Genomic DNA, 15,825 nt, shown 5'->3' with positions numbered 1-15,825 from the left:
TGAAGGCTTGTAGCCCGGACAGATGCGCAGCGTCGCCTCCGGAAAGATTCTGCGGTCTTTCTCCCGGGAGTGGCGCAAAGCGCCTTGCCCGGGCTACGGGAACGCAGACGACTGAAGGCTTGTAGCCCGGACAGATGCGCAGCATCGCCTCCGGGAAGATTCTGCGGTCTTCCTCCCGGGGGCGGCGCAAAGCGCCTTGCCTGGGCTACCAAAACCGCACAGACCTGTAGCGCGAGCCGGGAAAGAAACGCCCCTCTCTGAGGGAGAAAACCGGCCGGTTCCTCATTTCGGGGAGACGGCCTGGCTAAGTGATTCAATCATTATTAAATGCCGTCTGTGGATTGAGAACCGTCTTTCTCAGGGCCTCCTGTGCCCAAAATTCACAGAATTTAATTTCACTGATTCAGATGATCAAATTTGCTTATACCCAAATAGAGGGAGTAAAGGGATGTCTGATATAAACCGCACAGGTTCCGATCTGATTTATGAACTGGAGGATCGCCCTCCTTTTCACCAGACGATTGTGGGAGCGATTACCCATCTGTTGGCCATTTTCGTTCCCATGGTCACCCCCGCCCTGATCGTAGGGGCAACGCTACAACTCTCTGCGGAAACCACCGCCTATCTGGTTTCGATGGCGATGATCGCCTCCGGGATCGGCACCTGGCTACAGGTGAACCGCTACGGCATCGTCGGCTCCGGATTACTGTCGATACAGTCGGTGAATTTCTCGTTTGTCACCGTGATGATCGCGCTTGGCAGCAGTATGAAAAGCGACGGTTTTCATGAAGAGCTGATTATGTCCTCGCTGCTCGGCGTGTCGTTTGTCGGCGCGTTTCTGGTGGTCGGCTCCTCTTTTATCCTCCCCTATCTGCGCCGGGTCATTACACCTACCGTCAGCGGTATTGTGGTGCTGATGATTGGCCTGAGCCTGATTAAAGTCGGCATTATTGATTTTGGCGGCGGCTTCGCGGCAAAGAGCAGTGGCACCTACGGTAATTACGAGAACCTCGGCGTGGGTTTATTGGTGTTGATGGTGGTGATTGGCTTCAACTGTTGCCGTAGCCCGCTGCTGCGCATGGGCGGGATCGCCATCGGCCTGGGCGTGGGCTACGTGGTGTCGCTGTGTCTGGGAATGGTCGATTTCAGCGGCATGAAAAACCTGCCGCTGGTGACTATCCCGATCCCCTTTAAATACGGTTTTCATTTCAGCCTGCATCACTTTCTGGTCGTCGGCACCATTTACCTGCTGAGCGTGCTGGAAGCGGTTGGCGATATCACCGCTACGGCGATGGTGTCGAGACGCCCCATCCAGGGTGATGAGTACCAGTCGCGCCTGAAAGGCGGCGTGCTGGCGGACGGACTGGTCTCGGTCATCGCCTCCGCGCTTGGCTCCCTGCCGCTCACCACATTCGCGCAAAACAACGGGGTTATCCAGATGACCGGCGTCGCCTCGCGCTATATCGGGCGCACCATCGCCGTCATGCTGGTGATCCTCGGCCTGTTCCCGACCATTGGCGGCTTCTTCACCACCATCCCCTCGGCGGTACTGGGCGGTGCGATGACGCTGATGTTCTCGATGATCGCTATCGCCGGGATCCGCATCATTATTTCCAACGGCCTGAAGCGCCGTGAAACGCTGATCGTCGCCACCTCTCTCGGGCTGGGGCTTGGCGTCTCTTACGATCCGGAAATCTTCAAAATCTTACCCGCCTCAATTTATGTGCTGGTGGAAAACCCCATCTGCGCAGGCGGACTGACCGCAATCCTGTTGAATATCATTCTTCCGGGCGGCTATCGGCAAGAGGACGTCTTGCCCGCAGCCGATTCATTGGAAGAAGCGGATTAACTGTAAGGAGTTCACATGTCAGGAGAACACACGCTAAAAGCCGTGCGTGGTAGCTTTATCGATATCACGCGCACCATCGAACATCCCGAGGAGCTCGAATCGGCGCTGCGGTTTATCGAGGATGGATTGCTGTTGATTCGCGAGGGCAAAGTCGAATGGTTTGGCGAATGGGAAAAGGGAAAACATCGGGTTCCTGAGGCCATTCGGGTCCGAGATTATCGCGGCAAGCTGGTGATTCCGGGATTTGTTGATACCCATATTCACTACCCGCAGAGCGAGATGGTTGGCGCCTATGGCGAGCAGCTGTTGGAGTGGCTGAATAAGCACACCTTCCCCACCGAGCGGCGCTATCAGGACCTGGAATATGCGCGCGAGATGTCCTCTTTTTTCCTCAAGCAGCTGTTGCGTAACGGCACCACCACCGCGCTGGTCTTCGGCACTGTGCATCCGCAATCAGTAGACGCCCTGTTTGAAGCCGCCAGCCATATCAACATGCGCATGATTGCGGGCAAAGTGATGATGGATCGCAACGCGCCAGAGTATCTGCTGGATGATGCCGAAAGCAGCTACCAGCAAAGCAAAGCGCTGATTGAACGCTGGCACAAAAATGGTCGCCTGCTGTATGCCATCACCCCGCGCTTCGCCCCAACCTCAACGCCGCAACAGCTGGCGATGGCGCAACGTCTGCGCCAGGAGTATCCCGACACCTGGGTACATACGCATCTGTGTGAAAACAAAGATGAAATTGCCTGGGTCAAAGAGCTCTATCCCGATCATGATGGCTACCTTGACGTCTATCACCAGTATGGTTTGACCGGTAAAAACTGCGTTTTCGCCCACTGCGTACATCTGGAAGAGAAAGAGTGGGATCGCCTGAGCGAAACCGACTCCAGCATCGCTTTTTGCCCCACCTCGAACCTGTACCTCGGCAGCGGGCTGTTCAATTTGCAAAAAGCCTGGCGGAAGAAAATCAAGGTCGGGCTGGGCACCGACATCGGCGCAGGCACCACCTTCAACATGCTGCAAACGCTAAACGAAGCCTACAAAGTGGTGCAGTTGCAAGGCTATCGGCTCTCGGCCTATGAGGCGTTCTACCTGGCGACTCTCGGCGGCGCGAAAGCGCTGGGGCTTGACCACCTGATTGGTAATTTCACACCGGGCAAAGAGGCCGACTTTGTGGTGCTGGAGCCGACGGCGACGCCGTTGCAGCAGTTGCGCTACGACAACTCGGTGTCCCTGGTCGACAAGCTGTTCGTGATGATGACGCTGGGTGACGATCGTTCTATTTATCGTACCTATATTGACGGCCGCCTGGTGTATGAGCGCACCTGACGAAACCCTTCTATTCTGCTGAGGACATGACTATGTCTGGAGATACTCTGCCTACTCCGGATGCATCGCAGCCCCGCGGTGCGCTGGACGCTTATTTCAAAATTTCGGCTCGCGGTAGTACGGTTCGCCAGGAAGTACTGGCGGGACTCACCACCTTTCTGGCAATGGTCTATTCGGTCATTGTGGTGCCCGGCATGTTGGGAAAAGCGGGTTTCCCACCCGCCGCCGTGTTTGTCGCCACCTGCCTGGTTGCGGGTTTCGGTTCACTGCTGATGGGGCTGTGGGCAAACCTGCCAATGGCCATCGGCTGCGCCATTTCCCTGACCGCCTTTACCGCCTTTAGCCTGGTGCTGGGGCAGCACATCAGTATTCCTGTCGCATTGGGCGCGGTCTTTTTGATGGGGGTAATTTTCACCGCCATTTCGGTCACCGGGGTGCGCACCTGGATCTTGCGTAACCTGCCGATGGGTATCGCTCACGGTACCGGAATCGGTATTGGGCTGTTTCTGCTGCTCATTGCAGCGAACGGCGTCGGCATGGTGATAAAAAATCCACTGGAAGGGCTGCCGGTCGCGCTCGGTTCGTTTACTTCCTTTCCAGTGATCATGAGTCTGTTGGGTCTGGCGGTGATTTTTGGTCTGGAAAAAAATCGCGTCCCCGGCGGGATCCTGCTGGTCATTATTGCCATTTCAATTATCGGCCTGATTTTCGATCCCGCCGTTCAGTATCACGGCCTGGTCGCGATGCCCAGCCTGAGCGGCGAAGATGGCAAATCACTGATTTTTAGTCTCGATATCATGGGGGCGCTACAGCCCACCGTACTTCCCAGCGTTCTGGCTCTGGTAATGACCGCCGTATTCGACGCCACCGGCACTATCCGCGCCGTGGCCGGGCAGGCAAATCTGCTGGATAAAGACAACCAGATTATCAACGGTGGCAAAGCGCTGACCAGCGACTCCATTAGCTCCGTATTTTCCGGCCTGGTCGGTGCCGCCCCTGCAGCGGTATATATCGAATCCGCCGCAGGAACCGCCGCCGGAGGGAAAACCGGCCTGACGGCGACCATCGTTGGCCTCCTGTTCCTGTTAATTCTGTTTTTATCGCCGCTGTCGTATTTGATCCCCGGCTACGCCACTGCGCCCGCGCTGATGTACGTGGGGTTATTGATGCTAAGTAACGTCTCGAAGCTTGATTTTGATGACTTTATTGATGCGATGTCCGGGCTGGTCTGCGCGGTGTTTATCGTACTGACCTGCAATATCGTCACCGGCATTATGTTGGGTTTTGTCACCCTGGTTGTCGGGCGCGTCTTCGCTCGCGAGTGGCAAAAGCTGAATATCGGCACCGTAATTATCACCCTCGCCCTGGTGGCATTCTATGCCGGAGGATGGGCGATTTAAGCGCCAGATGTGATGTGCGAAGGTTCACCATTTTACTACCCGGTAACCGATTTGGCGCGTGCCGGGTTCAAGGAGAAAGACGCATGAGCGCCATAGATTCTCAACTTCCACCTCCCGCCGAACCCGGCGGCACCATCGACGAGGTTGACCGCATCTTATCGCCGGGAAAGCTGGTCGTCCTCGGGCTACAGCATGTGCTGGTAATGTACGCGGGCGCAGTGGCGGTGCCGCTGATGATCGGCGACCGGCTCGGGCTGAATAAAGAGGCCGTCGCGCTGCTGATTAGCTCCGATCTGTTTTGCTGCGGCGTGGTTACGCTACTCCAATGCATTGGGATCGGTCGCTTTATGGGCATTCGTCTGCCGGTGATTATGTCGGTGACGTTTGCTGCCGTGACGCCGATGATCGCCATCGGGATGAATCCGGATATTGGCCTGCTGGGGATTTTTGGCGCGACCATTGCCGCAGGCATCATCACCACCTTACTGGCACCGCTTATCGGGCGCTTAATTCCGCTGTTTCCTCCGCTGGTTACCGGTGTGGTGATTACCTCTATCGGCCTGAGCATTATCCAGGTCGGCATCGACTGGGCCGCAGGCGGAAAAGGGAATCCGCAGTACGGCGACCCGGTTTATTTGGGTATTTCATTTGCCGTGCTCGTTTTTATCTTATTAATCACCCGCTTTGCCAAAGGCTTTCTGTCTAACGTCGCCGTATTATTAGGCATTATTTTCGGCTTTGCGCTGTCGTGGATGATGAATGAGGTTAACCTCTCCGGTCTACAGGACGCCTCGTGGTTTGCCATCGTCACGCCAATGGCCTTCGGCATGCCGGTGTTTGATCCGGTATCGATTCTGACCATGACAGCGGTGTTGATCATCGTCTTTATCGAATCGATGGGCATGTTCCTCGCCCTCGGGGAGATTGTCGGTCGCAAACTGTCTTCGCAGGATATTATCCGCGGACTGCGCGTTGATGGTGTGGGCTCCTTGATTGGCGGCTTATTTAATAGCTTTCCCCATACGTCATTTTCGCAAAACGTCGGACTGGTCAGCGTGACCCGGGTATACAGCCGCTGGGTGTGTATTGCCTCCGGGGTTATTTTGATTCTGTTTGGCATGGTGCCAAAAATGGCGGTGCTGGTGGCATCGATCCCCCAGTTTGTACTGGGCGGAGCCGGCCTGGTGATGTTTGGCATGGTGCTGGCCACGGGGATTCGTATTCTGTCACGCTGCAACTACACCACCAATCGCTACAACCTCTATATTGTGGCGATCAGTCTCGGCGTTGGGATGACGCCAACGTTGTCGCACGATTTCTTTTCTAAACTGCCCGCAGTGCTACAGCCGCTGCTGCATAGCGGTATTATGCTGGCCACCATAAGCGCCGTGGTGCTTAACCTCTTCTTTAATGGTTATCGCCACCATACCGAACTGGCACAAGAAACGGCATCCTCGGGTAGAAAAGTCCGCACGGTACGCATGTGGTTGCTGCTGAGAAAGCTAAAAAAGAGCCAGCGGGAGGAGTGATATGAATATCTTACTGCGCTGCATTATTAGCCTTTTCTTACTGATGCTGATGGCGATCCCTGCCGTTTCTGACGGTATTGCGTTAGGCATTGAAAGCCGGTTTCACTTTCTGCTGCTTTTTTAAGCATCTCACTTCAAGCAGTTCCATTTCTGTTACGGGACTGCTTCCCCCTATCGGTTAAATAGTCCGAAGTATTAATTATTCCGTCGCATTAAGGCTTATAATAGCGAGTGCTTAAGATTCTTGGTGGACACTATGCGACAGGAACATGTCATCTTGCTGGATGAGCAAGATAAGCCTTCAGGTATGCTGGAGAAGTATACCGCTCACACCCTCGACACCCCGCTGCACCTCGCGTTTTCCTGCTGGTTGTTTAATGAACATAGTCAGCTGCTGATCACCCGACGTTCGCTTGGCAAAAAAGCCTGGCCCGGAGTGTGGACTAACTCGGTTTGCGGGCACCCGCAAACGGGCGAAACGTTTGAGCAGGCCGTTGCGCGCCGCTGCCGCTTTGAGCTGGGCGTCGATATCCACAACATAACGCCTGTTTATCCTGAATTTCGTTATCGAGCCGTAGCGCCAAACGGTATTGTCGAAAATGAAGTCTGCCCGGTGTATGCCGCCCGAAGAGCCAGCCCGCTACAGATAAATCCTGATGAAGTGATGGATTTCCAGTGGTGCAATCTTGAAGATGTTTTCAGCGGGATCCGTGCCACGCCGTGGGCTTTCAGCCCGTGGATGGTGATGCAGGCTTCGGACGATAATGCGCGTAACGCATTGATAAATTTTAGCCGTCAGGCATAAAAAACCCCAGCTCTGCTGGGGTTTCGTTTATTACGGTAATGCTTATTTTACCGGACGCATCGCCGGGAACAGGATCACGTCGCGGATGGTGTGGCTGTTGGTAAACAGCATGACCATACGGTCAATACCGATACCGAGACCTGCGGTCGGCGGCAGGCCGTGCTCCAGCGCGGTCACGTAGTCTTCGTCATAGAACATCGCTTCGTCATCACCGGCGGCTTTCGCGTTTACCTGATCCAGGAAGCGCTGCGCCTGGTCTTCGGCATCGTTCAGCTCGCTGAAACCGTTACCGATTTCGCGCCCGCCGATGAAGAACTCAAAGCGGTCGGTGATTTCCGGGTTCTCGTCGTTACGACGCGCCAGCGGAGAGACTTCTGCCGGGTATTCAGTAATGAAAGTCGGCTGAATCAAGTGCGCTTCCGCCACTTCTTCGAAGATCTCGGTCACGATACGGCCCAGGCCCCAGCTCTTCTCAACGTGAACGCCGATAGATTCAGCAATGGCTTTCGCGGAATCGAAGTTATCCAGGTCCGCCATCTCGGTTTCCGGACGATATTTCTTAATCGCTTCGCGCATGGTCAGTTTTTCAAACGGCTTGCCGAAGTCGAAGGTCTGATCGCCGTAAGGCACTTCAGTGTGGCCCAGAACGTCCTGCGCCAGAGTGCGGAACAGAGATTCGGTCAGCTCAATCAGATCTTTATAATCCGCATACGCCATATAGAGTTCCATCATGGTGAACTCTGGGTTATGGCGAACGGAGATGCCTTCATTACGGAAGTTACGGTTGATTTCGAACACACGCTCAAAACCACCAACCACCAGACGTTTCAGGTACAGTTCCGGCGCGATACGCAGGTACATGTCGAGGTCCAGTGCGTTGTGATGGGTGATAAATGGACGGGCGGAAGCGCCGCCAGGGATCACCTGCATCATCGGGGTTTCAACTTCCATAAAGCCGCGACCGACCATGAACTGACGAATGCCAGCCAGGATCTGCGAACGAACTTTAAAGGTGTTGCGAGATTCATCATTGGAGATCAGGTCCAGATAGCGCTGACGATAACGCGCTTCCTGATCCTGCAGGCCGTGGAATTTGTCCGGAAGCGGGCGCAGGGCTTTGGTCAGCAGACGCAGCTCGGTGCAGTGGATAGAGAGTTCACCGGTCTTGGTTTTGAACAACTTACCGCGTGCAGCGATGATGTCCCCGAGGTCCCATTTCTTGAACTGCTCGTTGTAGACGCCTTCCGCCAGATCGTCACGCGCAACGTACAGCTGAATGCGGCCGCCAACGTCCTGCAGCGTAACGAAGGAAGCTTTACCCATAATACGACGGGTCATCATGCGGCCAGCAACGGCGACTTCAACATTCAGCGCTTCCAGCTCTTCGTTTTCTTTCGCATCGAAGTCAGCGTGCAGTTGGTCAGAGGTGTGGTCACGACGGAAATCATTCGGGAACGGGATACCCTGCTCACGCAGTGCAGCCAGCTTTTCACGACGGGCTTTCAGTTCATTATTAAGGTCAATTGCCGCGTCAGCGCCCTGTGCTTGTTGTTCAGACATGTTGGTTCCTCATAACCCTGCTTTCAAACTTGCTTCGATAAATTGATCCAGGCTGCCGTCCAGCACCGCCTGAGTGTTGCGGGTTTCCACCCCGGTGCGCAGATCTTTAATGCGGGAGTCATCCAGCACGTAAGAACGGATCTGGCTGCCCCAGCCGATGTCGGACTTGGTATCTTCCATCGCCTGCTTCTCGGCATTTTTCTTCTGCATTTCCAGCTCATAAAGCTTCGCTTTCATCTGCTTCATGGCCTGGTCTTTGTTCTTGTGCTGTGAACGGTCGTTCTGGCACTGCGTCACTAAACCGGTCGGAATGTGGGTGATACGCACTGCGGATTCCGTACGGTTAACGTGCTGACCGCCCGCGCCGGATGCGCGGTAAACGTCGATACGCAGATCCGCCGGGTTGATTTCGATATCAATATCGTCATCCACTTCCGGGTAAACAAACGCAGAGCTGAAAGAAGTGTGGCGGCGGCCGCCCGAATCGAACGGGCTCTTACGCACCAGGCGATGCACGCCGGTTTCGGTACGCAACCAGCCGTAGGCGTAATCGCCGATAATCTTGATAGTCACGGACTTAATGCCCGCCACTTCGCCTTCAGATTCTTCAATAATTTCGGTTTTGAAGCCACGCGCTTCAGCCCAACGCAGATACATACGCGTCAGCATGCTGGCCCAATCCTGCGCTTCTGTACCACCGGAACCGGCCTGGATATCAAGATAGCAATCGGCGCTGTCATATTCACCGGAGAACATGCGGCGAAACTCCAGTTGCGCCAACTTCTCTTCCAGCACGTCAAGTTCGGCAACGGCTTCGTTGAAAGTCTCTTCGTCATCGGCTTCAACGGCCAGCTCCAGCAGACCGGAAACGTCTTCCAGGCCCTGAGACATCTGATCCAGCGTTTCCACGATGGCTTCCAGAGAGGAACGTTCTTTGCCCAGCGCCTGTGCGCGCTCGGGTTCGTTCCAGACGTCCGGCTGCTCCAGCTCGGCGTTTACTTCTTCGAGACGCTCTTTCTTAGCATCATAGTCAAAGATACCCCCTGAGAACGTCAGAGCGCTCCGTGAGGTCCTGAATGCGGTTTTTTACCGGATTTATTTCAAACATGATCGGTTTCTTTTAATGGATTCGTCAAAATGCGGTGATAAGAGCGGAATTCTACCGGATTCGCGCCCTCATTAATACACTGTTGTCAATTTGGCCAGAGGTGGTCAATGATCAACTGCAGGCTGCGGTTCCCGCGGAACTCATTGATATCAAGCTTATAGGCAAGCTGAACTTCGCGAACGCCGGGATCCGGCCAAATGGCAGTATCGACATTAAACGCAATACCGTCCAGCAGCGGGCCGCCGCCAACGGGTTCAACCATGACCTTCAGGTGACGCTCGCCGACCAGGCGCTGCTGTAAAATGCGAAAACGGCCATCGAACAGCGGTTCGGGGAACATTTGCCCCCAGGGGCCCGCGTCACGCAGCATTTGAGCAACTTCCATGCTCATTTCAGCCGCCGCCAGAGGACCGTCAGAGACCACTTCCCCTTGCAATAGCGCGGGGTCGAGCCACTCGGTAACCAGCTCGCCAAAGCGCTGCTGAAACTCATCAAAGCGCGCCTCTTCCAGCGAGAGCCCTGCCGCCATTGCATGGCCGCCGAACTTCAGAATCATGCCAGGATAGAGCATATCCAGACGCTCCAGCGCATCGCGCATGTGCAGCCCCTGAATCGACCGACCGGAGCCTTTTAGCAGTCCGTCTCCGGTGGGCGCAAAGGCGATGACCGGACGATGAAAACGCTCTTTGATGCGTGAAGCCAGGATGCCGACCACGCCCTGATGCCACTGCGGGTGGTACATTGCCAGCCCGCCGGGCAGCGTCTCGCTGCTGCGTTCCAGCTTTTCGCACAAGGTCAGCGCTTCCGCCTGCATTCCCTGTTCTATCTCTTTACGCGTCTGATTTAGCGCATCAAGTTCATTCGCCAGCATTCGCGCTTCGCCGGTGTTGTCACACAGCAGCAGCGCCACACCAACGGACATATCGTCCAGCCGCCCCGCCGCATTAAGCCGCGGGCCGAGAGCAAAGCCGAGATCGCTTGCCGCCAGCTTTTGCGGGTCGCGGTTAGCGATTTCCAGCAGCGCTTTAATCCCCGGACGGCATTTCCCCGCCCGAATACGGCTTAGCCCCTGCCAGGTCAGAATACGGTTGTTGGCATCCAGCGGAACGACGTCCGCCACGGTACCCAGCGCCACCAGGTCGAGTAAATCAGCCAGATTCGGTGGCGTAATACCGCGTTCCTCAAACCAGCCTTTATCACGCAGGAAGGTGCGCAGCGCCAGCATCAGATAAAAGGCCACGCCAACTCCGGCCAGCGATTTCGACGGGAACTCGCAGTCACGCAGGTTAGGGTTAATGATTGCTTCCGCTGCAGGCAGCGTATCTCCCGGCAGGTGGTGATCGGTCACCAGCACCGGAATACCCAGCGCATGAGCATGATCGACGCCAGCGTGGGACGAAATGCCGTTATCAACGGTCATAATCATCTGCGCGCCGCGGGCGTGAGCCTGATCGACCACTTCCGGACTTAGGCCATAACCGTCTTCAAAGCGATTAGGGACCAGGTAAGAGACGTTTCCGTAGCCCAGCGCGCGCAAGGCGAGCACGCTCAACGCGGTACTGGTGGCGCCGTCGGCGTCAAAATCGCCAACCACCACGATGTGCAGTTGTTGCTTAAATGCGCCATAGAGCATTTCTACCGCTTTTTCGACGCCGGTCAGTTGCGCCCACGGCAGCATGCCTTTCACGCCGCGTTCCAGCTCCTGCGCGCTGCGCACGCCCCGGCTGGCGTACAGCCGTTGCAGGAGCGGAGGAAGGTCTGGAGGTAAGTCGACGCCGTCAGCCGCCTCCCGGCGGCGTAGTTGTATCTGTTGTTTCACGCGAATTAGTTACCGCTTGTCTGTTTTTGATGCTCATCAAGGAGCGCTTTCAGGTCTTTAGGATCGCGATAGCCCGGCATAAGGGTCCCGTCGCTCAGCACCATCGCCGGGGTGCCGTTAACACCAAGCTGCACGCCGAGTGTGTAGTGTTTAGCGATATCGACATCGCAGCTGGCAGCCTCTACGGCTTTGCCGCTCATGGCGTTATCCAGCGCTTTGTTAGGATCTTTGGCGCACCAGATAGCCTTCATATTCTGCTCGGCTTCGCTTTGCAGTCCCTGGCGCGGGAAGGCCAGGTAGCGCACGGTGATGCCCAGCGCGTTGTAGTCGCTCATCTGCTCGTGCAGCTTGTGACAATAGCCACAGGTAATGTCGGTGAAGACGGTGATGACGTGTTTTTCCTGCGGCGCTTTGTAGACAATCATCTCTTTTTCCAGCGCGTTGAGCTTACCGGCCAACAGCGTGTTGGTGACGTTCACCGGGCGCGCGCCGCTGACATCGTACATCGGGCCCTGGATGATGTGCTTACCATCATCAGTGACGTACAGCACGCCGCTATCCGTCAACACGGTGCTGATGCCCTTGACCGGCGAAGACTGCACGTCCGTGCTCTGCACACCCAGCTTAGCCAGCAGCTGTTTAATCGCCGCGCTATCGGCATGTGCTGCACCGGATAAGGTGGTCGCCAGCAGGGTGAACATCAGTAAACCTTTTTTCATACTCAATCCTTTTTATTCAGCGCTCACGCACGAGGGTGATGCTGTTGATGAAGTTGTCGCAGACGCTCGGTCGCCACGTGGGTGTAGATCTGCGTCGTGGAGAGATCGCTGTGTCCTAACAGCATCTGCACCACGCGTAAGTCAGCGCCATGGTTAAGTAAATGCGTAGCGAACGCATGGCGCAACACGTGCGGGGAGAGCTTGTCGCTGTCAATCCCCGCCAGTACGGCATAGTGCTTAATCCGATGCCAGAACGTCTGGCGCGTCATCTGCTGCGCGCGCTGGCTGGGAAAAAGCACATCGGACGCCACGCCGTTCAGCAGCCAGGGACGCCCGTACTCAAGATAATTCTCAACCCACAGTACCGCCTCTTCGCCTAACGGTACCAGTCGTTCTTTATTGCCTTTACCAATCACGCGCACAACGCCCTGGCGCAGGCTGATGTCGCTCATGGTCAGACCCACCAGTTCTGAGACGCGCAGACCCGTCGCGTACAGTACTTCCAGCATCGCTTTATCGCGCAGCTCCAGCGGTTGTTCAACCACCGGAGCCTGCAGCAGGCGCTCGACCTGAGCCTCGCTCAGATCCTTCGGCAACCTCTGCGGCAGCTTTGGCGATGCCAACAGCGCGCTGGGGTCGTCCTGGCGGATTTTCTCCCGATAAAGATGCTGGAAGAAGCGGCGTACGGCGCTTAGCAAGCGTGCGGTGCTGGTGGCTTTATAGCCGCCGGTTTGCCGCTCCGCCAACAGAGACTGAAGGTCTTCACCGCTGACGCTGGCAAGCGACAGCTCGCGATGATGCAACCATTCGACCACCATCGTCAGGTCCCGACGGTAGGCGCTTAGCGTGTTCTCCGCCAGATTACGCTCCAGCCATAAAGCATCGAGAAACTGCTCGATTTGTGCGAGATCCTGTTCCACTCCGGCCTCTTTGCTTATTAAAACGGCGTCATTATACCCTAAATAATTCGGGTTGCAGGCTGGCGCAGCCTTTCTGGTAGACTAAGCACAAAGTCACAACAAGAATTGAGACATTTTTGCGATGAACATAGGTCTTTTTTACGGTTCCAGCACCTGCTACACCGAAATGGCGGCGGAAAAAATCCGCGATATCATCGGCCCTGAACTGGTGACGCTGCACAACCTGAAAGATGATTCCCCTGCCCTGATGACGCAATATGACGTGCTGATCCTCGGCATTCCAACCTGGGATTTCGGTGAAATCCAGGAAGATTGGGAGGCCGTCTGGCAACAACTCGATACGCTGGATCTGCAAGATAAGATCGTCGCGCTATACGGTATGGGCGATCAGTTAGGCTACGGCGAATGGTTCCTTGATGCGTTGGGTATGCTGCACGACAAGCTGGCAACCAAAGGCGTGAAATTCATCGGCTATTGGCCAACCGAAGGCTATGAGTTTACCAGTCCGAAACCGGTTATCGCTGACGGGCAGCTGTTTGTTGGGCTGGCGCTGGATGAAACTAACCAGTACGACCTGAGCGATGAACGCATCCAGAACTGGTGCGAGCAAATCCTCGGCGAAATGGCTGAGCAGTTCGCCTGAGGCTTGACTTAATCTTGCGCCGATTTCTGTAACACCAGTCGGCGCAGGTCGCGCCACTCTCCCGCGTCCATACTATCTGCCGCAACCCACAGATGCTGGGTACGGTGGTTTTTTGTATCCCGCAGACGCAACAGCATTCCGCTATTGATCACCCATGGGGTACCGACGATTTCCCACTCCGCTTTTTGCCAGCGCAGTCGGGAGTCCATCAGCAGTTTTATTTCGCCCTGACGGGCGTGAATCCGCCTCTGGCTGCGCACGCAATCAAACACCACCAGCGACAGCAGTATCAGCCATAACGGGGTGTAGCTGAGCGGCCAGGGCATCAGCAGCACGAGTGCCGCCACAACGCCGTGCAGCAGTAGTGAGAACCACTGCGCTCGCCATGAGATGCGTAAATCAGATTGCCACAGGACCACGTTCCCGATTCCGTATCTGAATTAATTTTACCATCCGTTGCATTTCCGCATCAGCCGGTTCGCCATGGTTCATTAACCAGTTGAACAGATCCGGATCGTCGTTTTCCAGCAGGCGGATGAACAACAGCTTGTCGCCATCGCTGAGCGTATCGTACTCGTACTCAAAAAACGGCATGATGGAGATATCGAGTTCACGCATCCCCCGGCGACACGCCCAGTGGATACGAGCTTTATTGTTAATATCCATGTTTACTTCCTACTTATAAATATTTCTTAGTTTAACCCGTTTTCGCCACTGACTTCACAGGAATATCAAGATTCGCGAGCGCGCCTCCATGAAAACCCTAAAATAATCAGGTCTTTCATTATTTCCTGCGGTCTAGCTTCCCGCCATTGAGGGCACAAATGGCTTGCCGAAAGCGCTTGCATTGCACTCTAGCTCTTTTACCATTAGTCACACACTCTGCGTTAAGCTATTCGGGATATGACTATGGCTTTTACACCTTTTCCTCCGCGTCAGCCTTCCTCTTGCGCGCGTCTGCCGTTAACGCTGATGACGCTGGATGACTGGGCGCTGGCGACGATTACCGGTGCGGATGGCGAAAAATATCTGCAAGGGCAGATTACCGCTGATATCAGTCAACTGACCAACGAGCAGCACCTTCTTGCCGCGCATTGCGATGCTAAAGGCAAGATGTGGAGCAACCTGCGCGTTTTCCGTCGTAACGAGGGGTTTGCGTGGATTGAACGCCGCAGCCTGCGCGACGCGCAATTGACTGAACTGAAAAAATACGCGGTGTTCTCTAAAGTGACGATCGCCGCCGATGATGAACTGGTGCTGCTGGGCGTCGCCGGTTTCCAGGCTCGTGCCGCGCTGGCACCGCTGTTTAGCGAACTGCCGAATGCCGACAAACAGGTTGTCAGTGAAGGATCCACCAGCCTGCTGTGGTTTGAGCATCCGGCCGAGCGTTTCCTGCTGGTGACCGATGAGACAACCGCCACCCGCGTCACCGAGGCCTTGCGCGGTGAAGCACAGCTTAACAACAGCCAGCAGTGGCTAGCGCTGAATATTGAAGCCGGACTGCCGGTTATCGACAGCGCCAACAGCGCACAGTTTATTCCGCAAGCGACTAACCTTCAGGCATTGGGCGGCATCAGCTTTAAGAAAGGCTGCTACACCGGTCAGGAAATGGTTGCCCGCGCAAAATTCCGCGGTGCCAACAAGCGTGCTCTGTGGTCCCTGGCGGGGAAAGCCAGCCGCGTGCCGGAAGCCGGGGAGGACCTTGAGCTGAAAATGGGTGAAAACTGGCGCCGTACCGGTACCGTTTTAGCCGCCGTGCAGTTAGACGATGGTCGCCTGCTGGTGCAGGCGGTGATGAATAACGATATGGAGCCCGACAGCGTATTCCGTGTGCGCGATGATGCCGGTAGCCTGAGTATCGAACCGCTGCCGTATTCGCTGGAAGAAGGTTAAGCCTCAATTAAGCCGTCTCCCCGGAGGCGGCGCAATGCGCCTGTCCGGGCTACCCGACAGCAGACGGCTGTGAACTTGTAGCCGGCCATATAGTAACCCCGCCGGGGAATCTCCCGAAAACAATACCGCATCCCGTCATCTCTCAACGGCCATGTCCGTCTTTGAGCTAATGCACCATCTCTGGCCCCAGGCCACTTTTTTGCATAGCAGAATAGTGTATGTTCTGAACAATCATTTATTTCTTAAGC

At 55.6% G+C, this 15,825-nt stretch carries 15 protein-coding genes; 8 read left to right on the top strand and 7 right to left on the bottom strand.

Going from position 1 to position 15,825, the window contains the following annotated elements; all coding sequences use genetic code 11:
- Positions 1–448: 448 nt before the first annotated feature.
- From DA718_RS04820 to idi, 6 genes are all read left to right on the top strand, one after another.
- Positions 449–1,849: a nucleobase:cation symporter-2 family protein gene (locus DA718_RS04820; RefSeq protein ID WP_112216519.1), complete on the top strand. Its 1,401-nt coding sequence runs from the start codon at positions 449–451 to the stop codon at positions 1,847–1,849.
- 15 nt (positions 1,850–1,864) lie between these two features.
- Positions 1,865–3,181: a guanine deaminase gene (gene guaD, locus DA718_RS04815; RefSeq protein ID WP_112216520.1), complete on the top strand. Its 1,317-nt coding sequence runs from the start codon at positions 1,865–1,867 to the stop codon at positions 3,179–3,181.
- 32 nt (positions 3,182–3,213) lie between these two features.
- On the top strand, positions 3,214–4,581 hold the full coding sequence (gene ghxQ, locus DA718_RS04810) for a guanine/hypoxanthine transporter GhxQ (RefSeq protein WP_110276693.1): 1,368 nt from the start codon (positions 3,214–3,216) through the stop codon (positions 4,579–4,581).
- A gap of 83 nt (positions 4,582–4,664) precedes the next feature.
- Entirely contained in the window at positions 4,665–6,110 is a 1,446-nt protein-coding gene (locus DA718_RS04805; RefSeq protein ID WP_112216521.1) for a nucleobase:cation symporter-2 family protein, read from the top strand.
- Position 6,111: 1 nt separating this feature from the next.
- Complete coding sequence (locus tag DA718_RS30620) at positions 6,112–6,234, top strand: hypothetical protein (protein ID WP_227015978.1); 123 nt, start codon at positions 6,112–6,114, stop codon at positions 6,232–6,234.
- Between the two features lie 132 nt (positions 6,235–6,366).
- Complete coding sequence (idi, locus tag DA718_RS04800) at positions 6,367–6,915, top strand: isopentenyl-diphosphate Delta-isomerase (protein ID WP_112216522.1); 549 nt, start codon at positions 6,367–6,369, stop codon at positions 6,913–6,915.
- A gap of 42 nt (positions 6,916–6,957) precedes the next feature.
- Here idi and lysS read toward each other — a convergent pair whose 3' ends face one another.
- From lysS to xerD, 5 genes are all read right to left on the bottom strand, one after another.
- The gene (gene lysS / locus DA718_RS04795; protein ID WP_110276696.1) at positions 6,958–8,475 is read right to left on the bottom strand and encodes a lysine--tRNA ligase; all 1,518 of its coding nucleotides are present in this window, start codon (positions 8,473–8,475) and stop codon (positions 6,958–6,960) included.
- 9 nt (positions 8,476–8,484) lie between these two features.
- Positions 8,485–9,583 (bottom strand): peptide chain release factor 2 gene (gene prfB / locus DA718_RS04790; protein WP_112216523.1). Its coding sequence is split into 2 segments (ribosomal slippage): positions 8,485–9,507 and positions 9,509–9,583, totalling 1,098 coding nucleotides; the frame shifts between segments, so codons are not numbered across the junction.
- A gap of 85 nt (positions 9,584–9,668) precedes the next feature.
- Positions 9,669–11,402, bottom strand: coding sequence for a single-stranded-DNA-specific exonuclease RecJ (recJ, locus tag DA718_RS04785; protein WP_112216524.1), 1,734 nt, complete (start codon positions 11,400–11,402; stop codon positions 9,669–9,671).
- A gap of 5 nt (positions 11,403–11,407) precedes the next feature.
- Complete coding sequence (gene dsbC, locus DA718_RS04780) at positions 11,408–12,121, bottom strand: bifunctional protein-disulfide isomerase/oxidoreductase DsbC (RefSeq protein ID WP_112216525.1); 714 nt, start codon at positions 12,119–12,121, stop codon at positions 11,408–11,410.
- 23 nt (positions 12,122–12,144) lie between these two features.
- Positions 12,145–13,041, bottom strand: a complete 897-nt coding sequence (gene xerD, locus DA718_RS04775; RefSeq protein WP_112216526.1) for a site-specific tyrosine recombinase XerD — start codon at positions 13,039–13,041, stop codon at positions 12,145–12,147.
- A gap of 121 nt (positions 13,042–13,162) precedes the next feature.
- On the opposite strand from xerD, the gene fldB reads away from it, so the two are divergent.
- A complete protein-coding gene (gene fldB / locus DA718_RS04770) occupies positions 13,163–13,684 on the top strand; it encodes a flavodoxin FldB (protein ID WP_112216527.1) in 522 nt (173 codons plus the stop codon).
- 8 nt (positions 13,685–13,692) lie between these two features.
- Here fldB and DA718_RS04765 read toward each other — a convergent pair whose 3' ends face one another.
- The gene (locus DA718_RS04765; protein ID WP_110276702.1) at positions 13,693–14,103 is read right to left on the bottom strand and encodes a protein YgfX; all 411 of its coding nucleotides are present in this window, start codon (positions 14,101–14,103) and stop codon (positions 13,693–13,695) included.
- Entirely contained in the window at positions 14,084–14,350 is a 267-nt protein-coding gene (sdhE, locus tag DA718_RS04760; RefSeq protein WP_112216528.1) for an FAD assembly factor SdhE, read from the bottom strand. The genes DA718_RS04765 and sdhE overlap by 20 nt, the downstream gene beginning before the upstream one ends.
- A gap of 243 nt (positions 14,351–14,593) precedes the next feature.
- On the opposite strand from sdhE, the gene ygfZ reads away from it, so the two are divergent.
- Entirely contained in the window at positions 14,594–15,577 is a 984-nt protein-coding gene (gene ygfZ, locus DA718_RS04755; protein ID WP_112216529.1) for a tRNA-modifying protein YgfZ, read from the top strand.
- Positions 15,578–15,825 lie beyond the last annotated feature (248 nt).

Origin of the sequence: Klebsiella huaxiensis (genome assembly GCF_003261575.2) — a bacterium.
GTDB lineage: Bacteria > Pseudomonadota > Gammaproteobacteria > Enterobacterales > Enterobacteriaceae > Klebsiella > Klebsiella huaxiensis.
The sequence above is the reverse complement of the archived record's forward strand: the minus strand, read 5'-3'. Positions and strand labels throughout refer to the sequence as shown.

Bases quoted from the DNA above. Each gene is read 5' to 3' on its own strand.
- DA718_RS04820 (WP_112216519.1), top strand. From the start codon at position 449: ATGTCTGATATAAACCGCACAGGTTCCGATCTGATTTATGAACTGGAG.
- guaD (WP_112216520.1), top strand. From the start codon at position 1,865: ATGTCAGGAGAACACACGCTAAAAGCCGTGCGTGGTAGCTTTATCGAT.
- ghxQ (WP_110276693.1), top strand. From the start codon at position 3,214: ATGTCTGGAGATACTCTGCCTACTCCGGATGCATCGCAGCCCCGCGGT.
- DA718_RS04805 (WP_112216521.1), top strand. From the start codon at position 4,665: ATGAGCGCCATAGATTCTCAACTTCCACCTCCCGCCGAACCCGGCGGC.
- DA718_RS30620 (WP_227015978.1), top strand. From the start codon at position 6,112: ATGAATATCTTACTGCGCTGCATTATTAGCCTTTTCTTACTGATGCTG.
- idi (WP_112216522.1), top strand. From the start codon at position 6,367: ATGCGACAGGAACATGTCATCTTGCTGGATGAGCAAGATAAGCCTTCA.
- lysS (WP_110276696.1), bottom strand. From the start codon at position 8,475: ATGTCTGAACAACAAGCACAGGGCGCTGACGCGGCAATTGACCTTAAT.
- dsbC (WP_112216525.1), bottom strand. From the start codon at position 12,121: ATGAAAAAAGGTTTACTGATGTTCACCCTGCTGGCGACCACCTTATCC.
- fldB (WP_112216527.1), top strand. From the start codon at position 13,163: ATGAACATAGGTCTTTTTTACGGTTCCAGCACCTGCTACACCGAAATG.
- sdhE (WP_112216528.1), bottom strand. From the start codon at position 14,350: ATGGATATTAACAATAAAGCTCGTATCCACTGGGCGTGTCGCCGGGGG.
- ygfZ (WP_112216529.1), top strand. From the start codon at position 14,594: ATGGCTTTTACACCTTTTCCTCCGCGTCAGCCTTCCTCTTGCGCGCGT.